This window comes from Salinivibrio sp. ML323 (assembly GCF_001995745.1).
Taxonomy (GTDB): Bacteria; Pseudomonadota; Gammaproteobacteria; order Enterobacterales; family Vibrionaceae; genus Salinivibrio; species Salinivibrio kushneri.
In genome coordinates, this window is sequence record NZ_MUES01000003.1 from 163,956 (window position 1) to 180,188 (window position 16,233).

Annotated in this window: 14 protein-coding genes; 9 read left to right on the forward strand and 5 right to left on the reverse strand. The window is 49.8% G+C overall.

All coding sequences use genetic code 11. The annotated features are described in order from the left end of the window. Positions 1-5: 5 nt before the first annotated feature. The gene (deoD, locus tag BZG13_RS03690) at positions 6-716 is read right to left on the reverse strand and encodes a purine-nucleoside phosphorylase (protein WP_077485120.1); all 711 of its coding nucleotides are present in this window, start codon (positions 714-716) and stop codon (positions 6-8) included. Between the two features lie 22 nt (positions 717-738). Next, positions 739-909, reverse strand: coding sequence for a XapX domain-containing protein (locus tag BZG13_RS03695; protein WP_021023774.1), 171 nt, complete (start codon positions 907-909; stop codon positions 739-741). A gap of 522 nt (positions 910-1,431) precedes the next feature. Here BZG13_RS03695 and BZG13_RS03700 point away from each other — a divergent pair. The 4 genes from BZG13_RS03700 (at position 1,432) to BZG13_RS03715 (ending at position 5,111) form a co-directional block, all read left to right on the forward strand. Next, positions 1,432-2,346: a siderophore ABC transporter substrate-binding protein gene (locus BZG13_RS03700; protein WP_077485122.1), complete on the forward strand. Its 915-nt coding sequence runs from the start codon at positions 1,432-1,434 to the stop codon at positions 2,344-2,346. Between the two features lie 75 nt (positions 2,347-2,421). Then, positions 2,422-3,369, forward strand: coding sequence for an ABC transporter permease (locus BZG13_RS03705; RefSeq protein WP_069360914.1), 948 nt, complete (start codon positions 2,422-2,424; stop codon positions 3,367-3,369). After that, positions 3,362-4,309 carry an iron chelate uptake ABC transporter family permease subunit gene (locus tag BZG13_RS03710; RefSeq protein ID WP_077485125.1) on the forward strand — a complete coding sequence of 316 codons (948 nt, stop codon included), beginning with the start codon at positions 3,362-3,364 and terminating at the stop codon, positions 4,307-4,309. Before BZG13_RS03705 ends, BZG13_RS03710 begins: the two co-directional genes overlap by 8 nt. Before the next feature lie 4 nt (positions 4,310-4,313). Continuing rightward, a complete protein-coding gene (locus BZG13_RS03715; protein WP_069360916.1) occupies positions 4,314-5,111 on the forward strand; it encodes an iron ABC transporter ATP-binding protein in 798 nt (265 codons plus the stop codon). A 206-nt stretch (positions 5,112-5,317) separates the two neighbouring features. Here the strand turns inward: BZG13_RS03715 and tnpA are convergent, their stop codons facing one another. Next, entirely contained in the window at positions 5,318-5,731 is a 414-nt protein-coding gene (gene tnpA, locus BZG13_RS15620; RefSeq protein ID WP_077485128.1) for an IS200/IS605 family transposase, read from the reverse strand. Positions 5,732-5,754: 23 nt separating this feature from the next. Here tnpA and BZG13_RS03725 point away from each other — a divergent pair, with 23 nt between their 5' ends. Continuing rightward, positions 5,755-6,969: an RNA-guided endonuclease InsQ/TnpB family protein gene (locus tag BZG13_RS03725; protein WP_077485131.1), complete on the forward strand. Its 1,215-nt coding sequence runs from the start codon at positions 5,755-5,757 to the stop codon at positions 6,967-6,969. On the opposite strand, the gene yddG is transcribed toward BZG13_RS03725, so the two are convergent. Beyond that, the gene (gene yddG / locus BZG13_RS03730) at positions 6,953-7,909 is read right to left on the reverse strand and encodes an aromatic amino acid DMT transporter YddG (RefSeq protein WP_077485134.1); all 957 of its coding nucleotides are present in this window, start codon (positions 7,907-7,909) and stop codon (positions 6,953-6,955) included. The genes BZG13_RS03725 and yddG overlap by 17 nt on opposite strands. Before the next feature lie 118 nt (positions 7,910-8,027). Further along, positions 8,028-11,774 (reverse strand): EAL domain-containing protein, encoded by a 3,747-nt coding sequence (locus BZG13_RS03735; protein WP_077485136.1) that lies wholly within the window; start codon positions 11,772-11,774, stop codon positions 8,028-8,030. A gap of 316 nt (positions 11,775-12,090) precedes the next feature. On the opposite strand from BZG13_RS03735, the gene BZG13_RS03740 reads away from it, so the two are divergent. The 4 genes from BZG13_RS03740 to BZG13_RS03755 all read left to right on the forward strand — a co-directional run bounded on the left by BZG13_RS03740 (position 12,091) and on the right by BZG13_RS03755 (position 16,221). Next, the gene (locus tag BZG13_RS03740) at positions 12,091-13,689 is read left to right on the forward strand and encodes a methyl-accepting chemotaxis protein (RefSeq protein WP_158011740.1); all 1,599 of its coding nucleotides are present in this window, start codon (positions 12,091-12,093) and stop codon (positions 13,687-13,689) included. A gap of 16 nt (positions 13,690-13,705) precedes the next feature. Next, positions 13,706-14,452 (forward strand): SDR family oxidoreductase, encoded by a 747-nt coding sequence (locus tag BZG13_RS03745; protein WP_069360920.1) that lies wholly within the window; start codon positions 13,706-13,708, stop codon positions 14,450-14,452. 72 nt (positions 14,453-14,524) lie between these two features. Next, positions 14,525-15,112: a DedA family protein gene (locus BZG13_RS03750; protein ID WP_077485141.1), complete on the forward strand. Its 588-nt coding sequence runs from the start codon at positions 14,525-14,527 to the stop codon at positions 15,110-15,112. Then, the gene (locus BZG13_RS03755) at positions 15,109-16,221 is read left to right on the forward strand and encodes a hypothetical protein (RefSeq protein ID WP_077485144.1); all 1,113 of its coding nucleotides are present in this window, start codon (positions 15,109-15,111) and stop codon (positions 16,219-16,221) included. Before BZG13_RS03750 ends, BZG13_RS03755 begins: the two co-directional genes overlap by 4 nt. Positions 16,222-16,233: the final 12 nt, after the last annotated feature.

Here is a 16,233-nt window from a genome sequence, read left to right on the forward strand (position 1 = left end):
AACACTTACAGGTTGATTGCGGTTTCTAGCGAAACAGTCATCATCTCGTTAAATGATTTTTGACGTTCATCTGAGCTAAGTGCTTCACCGCGAATAATATGATCAGACACAGTCAGGATGGTCAGTGCACGAGCGCCCAGCTCTGCAGCGACACCATAGATACCGGCCGCTTCCATATCCACCGCCAGAATACCTAGGTTATCCATTTTGTTGAACAAATCAGCTTCTGGGCTGTAGAACAGATCGGCAGAGAAGATGTTCCCGACACGCACGGCAACATTCTGCTTACGTGCTTCACCGACTGCTGTTTCAAGCAGGTGGTAGTCTGAGATCGCTGCAAAGTCGTGACCCCCAAAGCGTGTACGGTTGACTTTCGCATCCGTGGACGCACCTTGTGCGATGATGACATCCATCAGCTTGACATCGTCTTTAACCGCACCACAGCTGCCGACGCGGATCACGTTTTTAACACCGTAATCTTTGATCAACTCATGGACGTAGATTGAGCAAGATGGGATCCCCATGCCGTGACCCATGACAGACACTTTTTTGCCTTTGTAGGTACCGGTGTAGCCGAACATGTTACGCACGTCGGTTACGCGCTCCGCGTTCTCGAGAAAGTTTTCGGCAATGTACTGCGCACGCAGCGGATCACCAGGCATGAGGACAGTTTCAGCAAATGCGCCGTCTACAGCATTAATATGTGGGGTAGCCATAGTGTGCTCCAATTATCTTTAGTTAAGAGAAAAAGCGTTCGATCACGGCTTGGTAAGCCATGCCGCCAAGGTAGATACCAACAATGCCCATGATCCCAGAAATGACCGGGGGAGCAGGCAATGGTAACTTGATCGCGCTGAAGAAAAAGCCAACGATGGCACCAGCGACGACCGCAAGTAAAATTTCGTTCATTATAACCCTCAAACATCTAGTTAGGTGCAGTCCAGCTCAAATCGGTACCTAAATTGCGACAGTCATAGCTGTCTTTATTGTCTTTTAAGTGGTTCCGCATGAGATGGGCCCAGTGTATGTAACCCGTGCGCATTTACGCGCGATCCTGATCACAACTATCCCCATATTAGCGCGTAAAACCCTTAATGATTACTAAATATGTTGATAGTGTCGATGCAATCGCTTGCGTTTTGCGCAAGTCGCGCGGTTTTTTCGTTTCTATAACGCGTGCTAGTGACGCATTGTCCGCATGTCGTCGACTCAATTGCGGTTTTTTTGCGCAAGATCAAAACAGTTTTGGTAAGCGTCGTTGGTATGCTTGAATGCAAGACATGATGACTGGTTTGTGCGTGCAAAACCTATCGCCTCATGCCATGCGCTTGATCAATAACATTATAAATATGAATAATTCTCACTTCTATTCGTGACTTAATTATTCAACTGCGTTAGCATTCCTCCACCGATTTTTACGAGGAAAGGGCTATGCAAGCTTTTCGTTCATTTTTTCAATTTATTTTTCTTACTGTTTCCTTAGTGCTAAGCGGCCATGCTGCGGCGAAAACAATCACCCATGCGATGGGCACGGTTGAAATCGACGGCGTACCACAACGCGTCGTTGTCTTGGGGCAAGGCAGTTTAGATGTACTCGATCGTCTTGGCGTTGAGCCTGTTGGCGTGGTGAAGTCCTTAATGCCGGATTATCTCGCTAAAACCTATCAAGACGATAAATATGTTGCGGTCGGGACGGTGAAAGAGCCTGACTATGAAGCCATTTTTACCGCAAAGCCTGATTTGATCATTGCGGAAGCGCGTATGGCATCGCTCATGGGCGAGTTAGAGGAAATTGCGCCGACTATCATGTTTAAAGCCGACTACGAGCACTATTGGCAAAGTGTGCAAGCCAACTGGCGCATGCTTGGCGAAGTGTTTAATAAGCAAGATAAAGTCGACGCAATTATTGAGCAAATGAGCAGCAAAATTGCGCAGACGCATGAGAAAGCGGTGGCGGACAACTTTAACGCGCTGATGGTCATGAGTAACGGTAGTAAAGTGGCGATGTTTGGCGAGAATAGTCGTTTTGGTATGGTGTTTGATGAGCTAGGCTTAAAGCCAGCGACAAGCGACGATGTGGAAGTCGCCGGCTCACACGGTAACTTGATTTCATTCGAATATATTGCTGACGCCAACCCAGATGTCTTATTAGTCCTTGATCGTGAGCAGGCGATTGGGGAAGGTGAAGGCAAGGCGAAAGCGCGTTTTGACAATCCTTTGGTCAATAAAACGCAAGCTCACCAACAGCAACGTATCAGCTATCTCGACCCAACCGCTTGGTACATCACTATGGCTGGCATGACGGCGATGGATAAGATGATTGATGATGTAAACCGCGTGCTTTAATCATCATACGACAAACAAGCAGACCCAGGCTGGACCTGGGTCTTTGTGGTTCTAGACCTCAACGGTAGTGATTCTGTGAAGTATCTTTCTATTCCTGTCCTTGTGGTGTTGGCGATCTTGTCGATATCCATTGGTGTGGCGCATGTGTCCCTCGCGAGCTTATGGGCGGGCGACCCAGAAGCGTGGACGATTTTTACCACCAGCCGTATTCCTCGTTTACTGGCTATTTGTCTGGCTGGTGCGGGCTTAAGTGTGGCTGGACTCATCATGCAGCAGATATGCCAAAACCGCTTTGCCGCGCCTGATACCACGGGCACCATTGATTGTGCGCTGCTGGGTTATGTACTGACGTTGGTTATGTTTGGGGGGGCCAGCCAATGGCTGGATCTGTCCGTTATTGTGGGAATGGCAATGGCCGGCACCTGGTTGTTCGTCCACTTTCTCCAACGTCTGAAGTTTAAGAATACCGTGCTGGTTCCCTTGATAGGGATCATGTACGGCAATGTGGTCTCTTCGCTGACCCAGTTTTTAGCTTATAAGTACGATCTGATTCAAACCTTGCAAGCGTGGACGGTCGCCAACTTTTCGTCGGTGCTGGCGGGAAATTACGAAGTGCTTTTTGTGGCTATTCCAGTATGTGGTATCGCCTATGCGTATGCCAGCCAATTCAGCGCCGCCAGTATTGGTGAAAGCTTTGCCAAAAACATCGGCCTTGATTATCAAAAGGTGGTGCTATTTGGTGTCATGGTGGTTGCGTTGTTGTCTTCCGCTGTGGTGATGATTGTCGGCGTTATCCCTTTCCTTGGCTTAATTGTGCCTAATGTTGTCTCGCTTTTTATGGGCGATAACATTAAACGTAACCTACCTTGGACAGCCTTTTGGGGCGTGGTGTTGGTGCTGAGCTGCGACATTCTGGGCCGCGTCATTATCTTCCCCTATGAAGTCCCGATCGCGATGATTATTTCTATCTTAGGCGGTGCGGTGTTTATCTATCTGGTGATGAGGGACAAAGCCAATGCGTGATGGTATCAAGCTCTCTCTTGTCGCAATGGGTGTGGTGCTCGTAGCAGGGTACTTTTTAGGGCATGGATTAACGGCGGATAATTACGCGTATTTTCTTTCACGACGAACCCCTAAGGTCTTAGCTATTACGCTCGCTGCCGTGGCGATCTCGGCTTCTTCGCTGGTGTTTCAAACCATCACCAACAATCGGATTTTGACGCCTTCGATTCTGGGCTTCGATAGTTTATACGTCCTTTTGCAAACCGTTTTATTGGTGGTATTCGGCTCAAGTAGCGTATTGCTGATCAATGCTTACGCGAACTTTACCGCCAGTGTGGTGCTAATGACGATCAGCGCGACTGTGTTGTTCACACTTTACTTTCGTCGCCATCGCGCCAACATCTACACCCTGCTGTTGATTGGTATCGTGCTAGGTAGCGTATTTGGCAGTATCAGTCAGTTTTTTACCTTGTTGGTTGACCCGAGTGAGTTCGCTGTATTGCAAGATGCGATGTTCGCCAGTTTCAATAATGCCAACCGTGAACTGGTCTATGTCAGTGTGCCGGTACTCGCTGCCTGTTTGCTGGTGCTCTATCGATTGAGCAATCAGCTTGATGTGTGCTTGTTGGGTGAGGATAACGCGACCAGCCTTGGCATCGATACACGTCGACTCACCCTAAAGGTAATGATGGTGATTGCGGTGATGATTGCCTTATCAACCGCTTTGGTCGGGCCGGTGCTCTTTTTTGGTTTGATTGTGGTGAGCCTTGCGCGGCAAATGTTTGTCAGTTATGAGCATCGATTTTTAATTGTGGCCACGAGTGTGTTGGCGGCATTTTTGTTGTTAAGTGGCCAGTATGTTGTCGAGCAATGGTTTGGGTTTGAGACCACGGTGAGTGTGATCATTAACTTTGTCGGTGGGGCTTACTTTTTGTATCTCCTGACGAAAAACAAGTTTTAACATTATGATTGAATTAATTGGATTATCGAAAGCTTACGGCCAAACACAGGTGGTGAATCAAGCCAGTGCTCTGTTTCCTCTCGGTAAAGTGACCGCTATCATCGGCCCTAACGGGGCGGGGAAAAGTACGCTGCTGTCGATGGCGAGCCGGCTGACAGACAGTGATGCGGGTGAAGTCTTGATTGGCGATAAACCGCTCAGTGAATGGAGCAATGAGGCATTAGCAAAAAGGCTGGCCGTGTTGCGTCAAGCAAACAACGTCAATATGCGCTTCCGGGTGCGTGAACTGGTGGCGTTTGGACGCTTTCCCCATTCCAAAGGGCGGCTATCCGAACAAGACAATGCCATGATTGACGATGCGTTAGCGCAGCTGGGGCTAACAGAGTTGCAAGATCGCTTTATTGATCAGCTCAGTGGTGGCCAACGGCAAATGGCATTCATTGCCATGGTGGTCGCGCAAAACACTGACTATGTTTTCCTCGACGAGCCACTCAACAATCTCGATATTCGTCATTCTGTGGCGATCATGAAAACGGTACGAGAGTTGGCACACCGATACAATAAGGCGGTCGTGGTCGTGATGCACGATATTAATTTTAGTGCGTGTTATGCCGATAACATGATTGCGATGAAAGCGGGTGAGGTTGTTGCCAGTGGTCGAGTAAAAGATGTGGTGACTAAACCCATCATGGAGCAGATTTACGAGATTGATTTTGAAGTGGAGGAGATAAACGGGCAGCGCATTTGTCTGTATTATGGCGTCGCGACGCCGTCCCCGTCGATGGCCGCCATCGAGTCCTAACTTTCTGGGCGACTAGCCGCCACTCGCGGCTAGTCGCCTGTGTCATCTCGCCGCCACGCCTCATATAATGAGGGCGTTCAGGCGTCATTGAGCGCTCACTTGTTGACGTCTACCCGAAAGCGCCAAGTGCTCCATCTAAATATAATGAGCCTAAGCGAAATTAATTTAGGTGGTGGTGAAAGGCGCACCACCACGAAGTGGTGGCTTTAATCAAACCCTTCTTGCTGATCTAGGTATTGCTTCACGATCTCAAGTGGCGCACCTCCGCAACTAACCAGACAATAACTTCTGCTGTAAAAAACTGGCTTCCAGTAAAACTTACCCAAGTACTCAGAAAACTTCTTTCTAACAAGTCTTGATGTGGAAGTTTTTAAGCTGTTCACCATTTTGCTTGGTTGTATTTTGGGGTTCGCAGAAATCAAAAGGTGAAGATGATCTGGTTCACCGTTGCACTCCAAGAGTTCACAATCCCAAGCTTCCAGTAATCTTTTATACTGAGACTCTAAGTACGCAGCAACCTCTGGCGTGATACAATGACGGCGATATTTAGTCACAAGAACCAAATGGTAGTGAATGTTATAAACGCTGTGATAAAGCGTGTTTAGAGCTTGTTTTTTCATAACAACTAAATATAATCATTTGTATGAAAAAAGCAATCCGTAAAGTCACATACAAACTGAAACCATCGGCTTCTCAAGAAGAGTCGCTGATGGATTTGTTTGTGCATCATCACCAGTTGTACAACTGGGCTTTACGTGATCGCATCGAAACTTACCGCAATTCTGATTATGGCCTTAGCTTTTCAGAGCAGTGCAAAATTAATACTCTCTGGCGCAACACTCGCAAAGCGCATGGCATTTTCAATGCCAACGCTCAGAGCGAGCAGGTCACTTTAAAGCGTGTTGCATTGGCTTTTGACGGATTTTTTCGTCGATTGAAGAAAGGCGATAAGAAAGCTGGCTTTCCACGATTTAAGCCATTTCAACGATTTAAAGGCTGGGGTTACAAAGCGCATGGTGATGGATGGAAACTTCACCTAAAAGAGAAAAAACATGGCGCAGTTTATCTGGCTAATGTCGGCATCGTTAAGATCCGAGGCAAAGCCAGAAACGCTGGCGGTAAGCCAAAAACTGCCGAGATCATTCGCAAGAATGGTGAGTGGTTTATCTCGGTTTCAATGGAATACGATTCCATTGAAAGACAGTGTGGCACTAAAGCCATTGGTCTTGATTGGGGTGTTTCTCATTATTTTTCAACCATCGATCAAGATGGTCATTTTGAGCAAGTCGAAAACCCTCGCTACCTGAGAAACAGCAAAGAGCGATTAGCTTCTTTGCAACGCGACCTTGCGTTAGCAAAAAGGGGGACTCGCGCCCATCGCAAACTGAAGCACAGAATTGCTAAATTGCACCAAAAAATCGCCCGTCAACGACTCGATTTTACTCATAAAGAAACTACAAAATTAGTGAAAGTGGCGGCATTAATTGCCACTGAAAAACTAACCGTTAAGAACATGACCAGCACCGCCAAAGGGACTGCTGAGAAGCATGGGAAGAACGTAAAACAAAAGGCTGGCTTGAATCGGGAAACCCTGAATACCGCGCCAGCCATGACTCTTAATTTGCTGTCCTATAAAGCGGAAGAAGCTGGTAGCGAATACGTTGAAGTACCAACAAAGCAAGTTAAGCCAAGTCAAACCTGCCCAGACTGCGGAGCTAAGAAGAAAAAAACCTTAACTGATCGCTGGCACTCATGCGATTGTGGCTGTGAGAAGCCCCGAGATGTAGCCAGTGCGCAAGTTAATTTAAACTGGGCGTTAGGTATTCAGGCTGGGAACCAGCCTAAAGAGGCAGCTTAGGCTTTCTTTTTGAAACTCCGTCAAAACGCGCAGCGTTTAGTGGGAGTTGTTCATTGGCGGCTTTTACGGGCTCACGCGTTAGCCACCAGCTGGCCAGTGAGCCAAATGTGACCATGGCCACGCCTTGCCAAAAGGTGAGCGTCAACGAAGTCGAAAGTAACACGGCCGACAATAAGGTCGACAAAATAGGGATGAAATAGGATAGGGTGGCCAAGACCATCAAATTGCCCTTGAGAATACCTATATTCCACAGCCCATAACCGCCTCCCATGGCGAGTCCAGCGAGCAGCACATAGCCGCTGGTTTGCCATGAAAGATGCATGGCGGGTGCGTCAGAGGCGAGATAGCCCACCCACAAAGTGACCGCGGTGGCACAGAAAAACCAGGTGATCCCGTTCTTACCCTGCGCGCGCATCTTGGTGAGGTTACAGTAAATCGCCCAAATAATCGCACCGCTAAACGCCAATATATAGCTAACCGGGTTCGACTGAATGTTGGCCACAAGGTGAGACCAAGATACGCCTTGCTTGCCTCCTACTGTCCACACCACGCCCATAAAGGCGACGACTAACGCAGGATAGAGCCACAGGCTTACTTTCTGACGGGTCAAAATAACCGAAAACAAGACAGTTAAGCACGGCCAGAGGTAGTTGATCACCCCCATTTCGATCGCTTGGGTGCGGGTATTCGCCCAAGCCAGTGAGAGCGCTAAGCACAATTCATACACGACAAATAAAACGCCGCCAATCAGCAAATATTGGCGCGGGAAGGTGTTGAGTTTGGGGAGGCCGACGACGACAATCAAACAAAGAGAGGCAAGCGTATAGATCGCCGCTGCCCCACCGAGTGGCCCAAGCAGTTCGGTGACATGACGGATAAAGGCGACATTGCTGCTCCAAAGCATGATGGCGCCGCATCCGGCCAGCGTATATCGGTTCATGAGGTAGCCGTCCAAGCAAAACCTCTAAATTGCCTTTTTTATTGGACGTGTGCAACCACCATCGCCACTGCGTATTAGGTGAATGAGTCAAACAGTAGTCGGTGGTCGTCGGGCACCGTCAGTGACTCGGCGGTGTGAGGGTATGCGTGGCAAGCAGTGTATCAAGCGGTGTTGGGTAGTCGATAAGAAACCCTTGCACGTAGTTAATGCCAATTTCTTGTACGCAGGCAAGTTTTTCTTCGTCGGAGACCCATTCCGCGACCGTTTTGTAACCCATGGTGTCACAAATGCTGACAATGGACTCCAGTATGACGCGATCGATTTTGTTTTCTCGGTCGGTCAGGTTAGCCACAAATTGGCCATCAACTTTAACCACATCCACATTGAACAGCTTTAAGTAATGAAACGAGCAGAGACCGGCACCAAAATCATCCAGCGCGACATGCGCGCCATGGTGGCGTAGTTCGTCGATAAAAGAGACGGCTGTGTTTAAATGACTAATGAGTGCTGATTCAGTGATCTCAAAACACAGTCGCTCGGCAGGAAGGACAGAAGCGCTTAATAGCTGTTTGAGTTGTGCCTGAAATTTTGGGTCACTGATTGAGTTTGCTGAGAGGTTGATGTTGAACCTGAGTCCTGACTCTGCCAACTCCGCGGCGCGCGTATTGAGCACATAGTTCACTACCCAGCCATCGATATCGCGAATGTAACCAAAGGCTTCGGCAGCAGGAATAAATTCCCCCGGATTCATAATATGGCCGTCGGTATCTATCATGCGTATTAACAGCTCGTACCAGTGTTCAACCACAGGCCCTTGTGCGGGGGCGACCTGTTGGCCATAGAGCGCAAAGCGGTTTTCAGTCAGTGCCCGTGTAATTCTTCCCACCATTTGCATGTCACTGTGGCGTCCCTGCGCGGTTCCTGAGATATCGTTGTAATCCACTATCTGGCCGCGCCCTGACGATTTAGCCTCATACATCGCCACATCGGCGCGACTCATCAAATCCGAGAGGGTTAATGTCGCATCGTTCACATCCACTAACCCCACACTGGCACTGATGGCAAAAATGCGCTCGCCATAGGAGAAAGACAAGTGTTCAAGCTGTTTGATTAAGTCGGCGATCGTATGTTTCGCGTCGTGCATGTTGCAGTGCGTGAGCAGCAACGCAAACTCATCGCCGCCCAAACGCGCCACCACATCATCACTGCGTATGTTATCGGCTAAGGCTTGTGATACCTGGCATAGGACTTCGTCACCGGCGTGATGGCCGACCGAGTCATTGATGATTTTGAAAAGGTCTAAATCGATAAAGGCTAGCACGGAAGGCGACTGACTCTCGCGGGACAAGTGATTTTCCATCAGGGTTTCAAAGGCGCGGCGATTGGGTAGCTGTGTGAGCGAATCATGATTGGCGTTGTAGTCTAACTGTGCCATCAGCGCATGCTCATCCGACACGTCTCGCAACACAAACACATACCCGTGTTGACCATTTTGGTTACTGGTCAGTGGGGACATAGCCACCGACACATACACACGTTTGCCGCCCGCTAGAACCAGTTGGTAGGCGTCTTGTATTTGGGTTTCAAAAAAAGTCTCTGTTTGTTGACTGCTAAAACTGGAAAGCAGCACCCGTTGCTGGTTGTTGTAAAGCTCGAAAACCGCGTCCACAGGTTGGCCGAGTGGCAGCACGCTATCATTGGCAACAAGCCACTGCGCGGTGTTGTTGAGGTAGGCCAAGTTGCCCTGATCGTCGATGGTGATCACCGCATCGTTGATAGAGTTCATCACCACATCCAGCTGTTCACGCTCTTGGGCCAGTGCGTGGTTAAGCTCGTTGATTTCGGTATTGTCCCAATTGGCGCCGATCATCCGTACCGTGTTGCCATTATCGTCTATTTGTAAGCTGGCGAGAGCACGGATGTAGCGAATGCGTCCTTGGCTATCAATGATACGAAATTGGGTATCGAGCCGTTGATGATGCGTAAGCGCGTCCTGGAGTGTTTGGTTGATCGTCTCTGCATCATCTGGATGAAGACGTTGCTGCCAGGTGGCGAGTGTTTCACTGCCTTCGGCCTCGGGGACATCATAGAGGCGGTACATTTGTGCGTCCCACTCTAGCCTGTCTTCGTTAACGTGATACTCCCAAATACCAATATTGGCCGCTTTTGTCGCGGCTTCTAGGCGGCGGCGTAAGGTGTCTGTTTGCCGGTTAGTTAGATACTGCTCAGTGATGTCAATCACGGTACTCAAGACGGTTTCGGCTTCTTCCCCCGTTTGCCGTGCCGACGATTGACGCAGATAGCGATAGGCGTTCGCATCATTTTTAAACCGGAATACCTCCACCATCCTATCGGTGTGTTTGTCGACCAGCAGGCGCATAGATTGCTCCCAGGCGGCGCGATCATCTGGATGTATGCGACTGACCCAGTCTTGGTAGGTGCGTATCTGTTTGGCATTGATGCCGAGCAAAGGCGCTGACCACCCAGAAAACAAGAGTGCGCCCGTATCAACGTTGAGCTCAAAGACGGCAAGTTTGTTGATATCGAGGGCAAAACGCCAACGCTCAAGCCAACGTTTTTGTTCCCGCTGTGCTGCTTTGAGGGCGTTAATATCTTCGACTTGGCTGATTAAGTGAGTGACATGCCCAGCGTGTTTATCCCGCACCGCGGTGACGGAGAGGCGTCCCCATACTATCTCCCCATCCACGCGCACAAAGCGTTTTTCCAATCGCTTATTGTCAGAATGGCCCATGATCAGATCATTAAAATAATCCCTCAGCGACGATTGGTCTTGTTCTCGTGTGAACAAAGACACATGCGAGCCGAGTAGCACGTGGCGCTCGCAGCCAAAAAACTGCGCCAAACTGGCATTGGCATCTTGGATGATACCTCTGGGATCAAGTATCGCCATCCCAATCAAAGAGTTGTGCATGGCTTGCGTGAGCAGCGAGTGCTGCTCAATGTGATGCCGCTGATGACGGCGATAGCTATATGCCAGCTGTGTCATCACCACGCCGGTGCCCATGGCCGCGGCTGCCATTGCCATCCGAGACAGTGAAGCCTTTTGGTCCGCGCTCACTTGAAATGTGAGTGCGCCAAGGGCAGACAAAATGTCAAAGCTCAAGAGAGTCAGTGCGATGCAGCCTAAGCCAATCAAGCGGTTTTGCAACGTTGCGGCCAATACAAATAGGGCAGTCAGTACTAAAAACGGATGAGGGGAAAGAGTCAGTAAGAGGATGATAACAAGGAATGCACCTACAAATAGGGTGATCAAAGAGGTCCCAAATGTGCCTTGCCTTGTTAATGGCTCATCAAATCCATGGTTGAGATGCTTTTTAATAACTAGCAATAAAGGGAATAAGGCGACAAAACCGACAAACTCACTAATAAACCAGCGAAGTAGAAGATAATCGAAGGGTTGGTTGGTGCCCGCTGATTGAACGCTGGCGCCAAATATCGCACCCACTAGCGGACTCAAAAAGAGAGTGGGAGCGAGTCCTCGGATGAAAGGCCACATACTCTCGAGGGGATCACCGTAACGTTTACGCACTAAACGATAAGCTCCAAAACCGATGCTTGCCGTCGCGGTGTTGACGGCGGCCATACTGGCACTGAGCGACGCGGAAATCCCCATGAGTGTGTCTGCACAGTAAACACCAACAAAAAAACCGACGGCGGCGAAGAGTCTCGCGTAACGAGGAAAACAGCTAAACCCGAATGCGCCGGCCGCTGAGACATACCAGATTACGGCAAACTCTTCGCTTTCAGGAATGACAGCTAAAGAAAAGCACACCAGCGAGAAGCTAGTTGTCATCAATACCAAAAAGGCGTGAATCGCCTGACGCACTCGTTGACCGCGGAGCATGGCTCTCCCATTACTTACAATGACCTAGCCGTAGCTTAGCGCATTTTTCCTAAGAATTAACGACGTTTATTGCGTTTCCGCTATTTGTGCCGGTGCTGATTTATGTCGCGCCTTATTAAGTAGTAGCTGGGGCCTAGAATGGTTTGGTTACAAGCGTGTTCGATCTAGTGCTTTAGTCGAAATTTGATCACTTTCACCGCGATTAGGCATGAAGCATGGCATCAATAAATAAAGCGTGGCCGTTCTGTGTGTCGTGATACGACCGCATGCCATGACGTTGGATAAAATGGGTTCAGTGAGGAACAAAGGTGGTTCGATGACAGGGAATGCAATGAACAAACAATCATGGTTTTGGGTTGCCATAGGCACCACGTTGGCACTGTTAGTGTTGGTGAGTGGGCGCTTTTTTTCCGAGCAGTTTTATGGCGTGGCGGGGCTACTGGCTTGTCAAGCGCTCGTGACTGTGTTGGCAATGAGGGTGTACGCGTCGACACCCAAGGAGGTATCGAGGCAGGATATTGAGGAGGAAACCCAAACGCTACCGATGGAGACGGTTGGACGATTAGCAACGCGCGCCACTATGAACGCCATGAATGCGGCGGAAGTCTCGCATCGCTCAGATATATTGAAAACGCGACTAACCGACCAATTTTCTGCGGTGGTGGAAGTGACCGAGACGGCACAGCATATCGAACAGACGTTGGCTGATACCTGCCAAGCGCAGGCAGCGTCTGTTGAGCAAGTGACGCGCATGCGAGATCTGAGCTTGGAAGGTGCCGATAAGCTCACGGACTCCATTGAGGAAATGCGTGATATTAACCAAAAAACGGCTGAAACAGTGGCACGTATTAAAGCGCTAGACGCTAACGTCAATAAAGTGAGTGATGTCGCACAAGTCATTGATGCGATTGCAGAGCAAACGAACCTATTGGCGTTGAATGCCGCCATTGAAGCAGCACGAGCGGGAGAGCAAGGGCGTGGCTTTGCGGTGGTGGCCGACGAAGTGCGTCAGCTTGCTCAGCGTACGTCACAAAGCACCAGTGAAGTCGCGGAAATCATAAAACAGATCATGACAGAGTCGAGTAATGTGATGACCCATATTCAAACGCTGTCATCGGATGTCGAGTCAGGGACGTTGAATGTTGAAAGAGGGGGAGAGATTTTAACCGACCTCTCGTCCAGAGCCGATCAGGTTGAAGCCGCCGTGAGACAAATGGCGGATGGATCGTCACAAAACAGTGCAAGCCTCAAGCAAATTGCTTCAGCATTGACCCAAGTGCGGACTGGATTGAAAGACAGTGATAACCAGGTGATTGCGCTGAGCCAAGAAGCGGAAGGCTTGATGGAAACCACCGAAAAAACCAATGCCGTTTTTGCCGAGCTGTCTGAGGCGAGCCCGCATCAACGCTTTTTCAAAGCGGCCAGTTTATGTCGCGATCGCATAGAGGTGGCGTTTGCACAAGCCATCGAGCAGGGTGAGATCAGTAAAAGTGATTTGTTTGATCGCCACTACCAGCCGATCGCGAATACCGATCCTAAAAAATATACCACCCGATTTGATAGCTTGTGTGATCGGATCTTACCGCCTATTCAAGAGCCGATTCTTGAAGCTGATGAGAACATTGTTTATGTAATTGCCAATGACAACCATGGCTACGTCCCCACGCATAATCAGCGCTTTTGCCAGCCTCTCACCGGCGATTATGCGCAAGATATCACCGGAAACCGGACTAAACGCTTATTTGATGACCGAACAGGTAGGCGTTGCGGTCAACATACTGATACCATGTTGCTGCAGACCTACAAGCGCGATACCGGTGAGGTAATGCATGATCTCTCTGTCCCTCTTTTCGTTGCAGGTCAACATTGGGGCGCAGTGAGAATGGGGTATTATCCACCGGTATCGGCGGATTAAGCGAAAAGGAGTAGCAATGAATCCAGTTGCGATTGTAACCGGGGCAAGTGGCGGCATTGGCCGTGAGACGGCAAAACTATTGGCACAGCGTGGCTATGCCATTTGCATCAATTATCTGAGCAACAGTGAATCTGCTTTTGCGCTTGTTGATGAACTTCAAGCGATTGGTGTCAATGCCATTGCGGTTCAGGCGGATGTGTCGAGCGAAGAGGGCGTGAAGCGCTTATTTAGCGAAGCAGACAACCGTTTGGGAAATATCACTGCACTGGTTAACAACGCAGGGATCATGTTGCCACAGTCGGCGGTGAGCAGTATGGATGCCGAGCGGATCAACGCGATGTTCCAAGCGAATGTCACCAGTGCCTTTTTGTGTTGCCGCGAAGCGGTACACCGCATGGCGCAGTCCCGCGGCGGGAACGGTGGCGCGATTGTCAACGTATCTTCCGCAGCGGTAAAAACCGGATCGCCCAATGAATATGTTGACTACGCAGCCACCAAAGCTGCCCTTGATACTTTGACCATGGGGCTCGCTAAAGAGGTGGGGCGTGAAGGTATTCGTGTGAATGCGGTACGGCCAGGACCCATCGATACGGATATGCATGCCGCAGGCGGTGAGCCGGATCGTGTCGCCCGCGTAGCGGATAACATTCCACTCGGGCGTGGTGGCTCTACCCTTGAAGTGGCCGAAATGATTGCTTGGTTATTATCTGATAATGCCTCGTACTCGACAGGCAGCTTATTTGATGTGGCGGGGGGGATGTAACCGCGTTTTTTCATCAATTTGTAAGTAACTTGGGTTTTCCTCTGTCTATGATTAATTAGGAGGAGAAAGCCAATGGTTGAGAACATAATACCCAGTTTGGCGACCTTACCGTCACTGGGTTTATTTTTTGTGATTATATTTGCTTCGTATGTCTTTGAAGATGGTGCGATCGCGCTGGCTGCTTTTGTTGCTGTTCAAGCGGTATTAGCCTGGCCTATGGCGTTACTGGCTATCTTTATTGGTATTGCCAGTGGTGATATCGCGCTATTCTTACTGGGCCGGTACGCGCGACGCTACCGGCGTTTACGTGCCCGTCTGTTAATGCTAAAAGGCGTCCGTGACGCGCGCCACTTGTTGCGTCGGCATGCTTTTTTAAACCTGTTTCTTATACGCTTTATTCCCGGGCTTAGAACGGTCACCTACAGCCTCAGTGGGTTTCTTTTTATCCCGTTTCGTACGTTTTTATTGTCCGTGGGGGTTGCCACCGCCTGTTGGACAGGCGTGATCTTTTGGGGGGCATTCACCATTGAGCACAGTGAATGGCTAGCAGAGAAACAGCTCACTGGGTGGGCCTTTGCTATTGCGGTTATCGCGTTGGTGCTGATGAATCGTTTTCTTCGTCGTCGCGCATTGTTAACCCCCGCAAAAGGATCGGTATGACAAAGCCCTCGATGATGCTCATCGGTCAAGCTGGCATGCCCAATTACCCTGTGTCACGGCCGTTGGGCTGGTTTGAGTTTCTGCCGGCGTGGTGTTTCTACACGCCCGTCGTGGTTCAATCAATCGGGCTTGGCCTCTACTATCGCAGTTTGACATTGTCATTGATTGCCAACCCAGGCATCTCCCTTTCTGGAATGGTGGGTGAGGCTAAATCAGAGGTGTTTGCTCAAGCGGGCGACACGGCGCAACCATACATCGCTGCCTATTGGCGATGGACGCGGCCCAATGCCATCACCCCCAGCATTAAAAAAACGCTACTTGCCGAACTTGCGAAGGCAGGTATCACTATGCCGCTGGTGGCTAAGCCGGACAAAGGCTGTCGAGGGGCTGGTGTTCAGCGCATTGATACGGAAAAAAAGCTCTTCGCCTATATCCGCACATTTCCACCCGACAGAGACATTATTTTCCAAGCATTGGCACCTTACGACGCGGAAGCGGGGGTTTTCTATATTCGCTATCCCGGTGAGGAAAGGGGGCAAATATTTTCCCTCGGGTTGAAATACTTGCCCGCTGTGATCGGTGATGGTAGGCGCACCTTAGCCGCGCTTATCCAACACCATGATGCCGCCTCTGTGCGTGGACATCTTTATCATCAGCGCCACCATCATCAGCTTGATGAGGTAATACCAGCTGGCGTACGTATTCCGCTAGCCTTCTCGGGTAGCCACTGCCGCGGTGCCATCTTTAAAGATGGGGCGGCTTGGGTGACGCCGGCGCTGACGGCAAAAATAGATACAATCGCCAAAGACATTAATGGCTTTTACTTCGGCCGTTTCGATATCAAGTTTCGCGATATCGCGTCGTTACAACAAGGGAAGGGGCTGTGCATTGTCGAGATCAACGGCGCGAGTAGTGAGCCGGCGCATATTTGGGACAGTGAGGGGGGCTATTTCCAAGCCATCAGAGCACTTCTGCACCAATATCGGCATTTGTACCATATTGGCGCACGCTTGCGATTGCGGGGGCACCAACCACCTTCTGTGTTTGCGTTGCTACGCGCCTGGTATCAAGAAAGGCGCTGGATGAAGCAATACCCAGGAACGGACTAAAACGGCATGACA

Excerpts from the sequence above, each read along its gene's own strand:
- deoD (WP_077485120.1), bottom strand. The coding sequence starts at position 716 with ATGGCTACCCCACATATTAATGCTGTAGACGGCGCATTTGCTGAAACT.
- BZG13_RS03695 (WP_021023774.1), bottom strand. The coding sequence starts at position 909 with ATGAACGAAATTTTACTTGCGGTCGTCGCTGGTGCCATCGTTGGCTTT.
- BZG13_RS03700 (WP_077485122.1), top strand. The coding sequence starts at position 1,432 with ATGCAAGCTTTTCGTTCATTTTTTCAATTTATTTTTCTTACTGTTTCC.
- BZG13_RS03710 (WP_077485125.1), top strand. The coding sequence starts at position 3,362 with ATGCGTGATGGTATCAAGCTCTCTCTTGTCGCAATGGGTGTGGTGCTC.
- BZG13_RS03715 (WP_069360916.1), top strand. The coding sequence starts at position 4,314 with ATGATTGAATTAATTGGATTATCGAAAGCTTACGGCCAAACACAGGTG.
- tnpA (WP_077485128.1), bottom strand. The coding sequence starts at position 5,731 with ATGAAAAAACAAGCTCTAAACACGCTTTATCACAGCGTTTATAACATT.
- BZG13_RS03725 (WP_077485131.1), top strand. The coding sequence starts at position 5,755 with ATGAAAAAAGCAATCCGTAAAGTCACATACAAACTGAAACCATCGGCT.
- yddG (WP_077485134.1), bottom strand. The coding sequence starts at position 7,909 with ATGAACCGATATACGCTGGCCGGATGCGGCGCCATCATGCTTTGGAGC.
- BZG13_RS03735 (WP_077485136.1), bottom strand. The coding sequence starts at position 11,774 with ATGCTCCGCGGTCAACGAGTGCGTCAGGCGATTCACGCCTTTTTGGTA.
- BZG13_RS03740 (WP_158011740.1), top strand. The coding sequence starts at position 12,091 with ATGACAGGGAATGCAATGAACAAACAATCATGGTTTTGGGTTGCCATA.
- BZG13_RS03745 (WP_069360920.1), top strand. The coding sequence starts at position 13,706 with ATGAATCCAGTTGCGATTGTAACCGGGGCAAGTGGCGGCATTGGCCGT.
- BZG13_RS03750 (WP_077485141.1), top strand. The coding sequence starts at position 14,525 with ATGGTTGAGAACATAATACCCAGTTTGGCGACCTTACCGTCACTGGGT.
- BZG13_RS03755 (WP_077485144.1), top strand. The coding sequence starts at position 15,109 with ATGACAAAGCCCTCGATGATGCTCATCGGTCAAGCTGGCATGCCCAAT.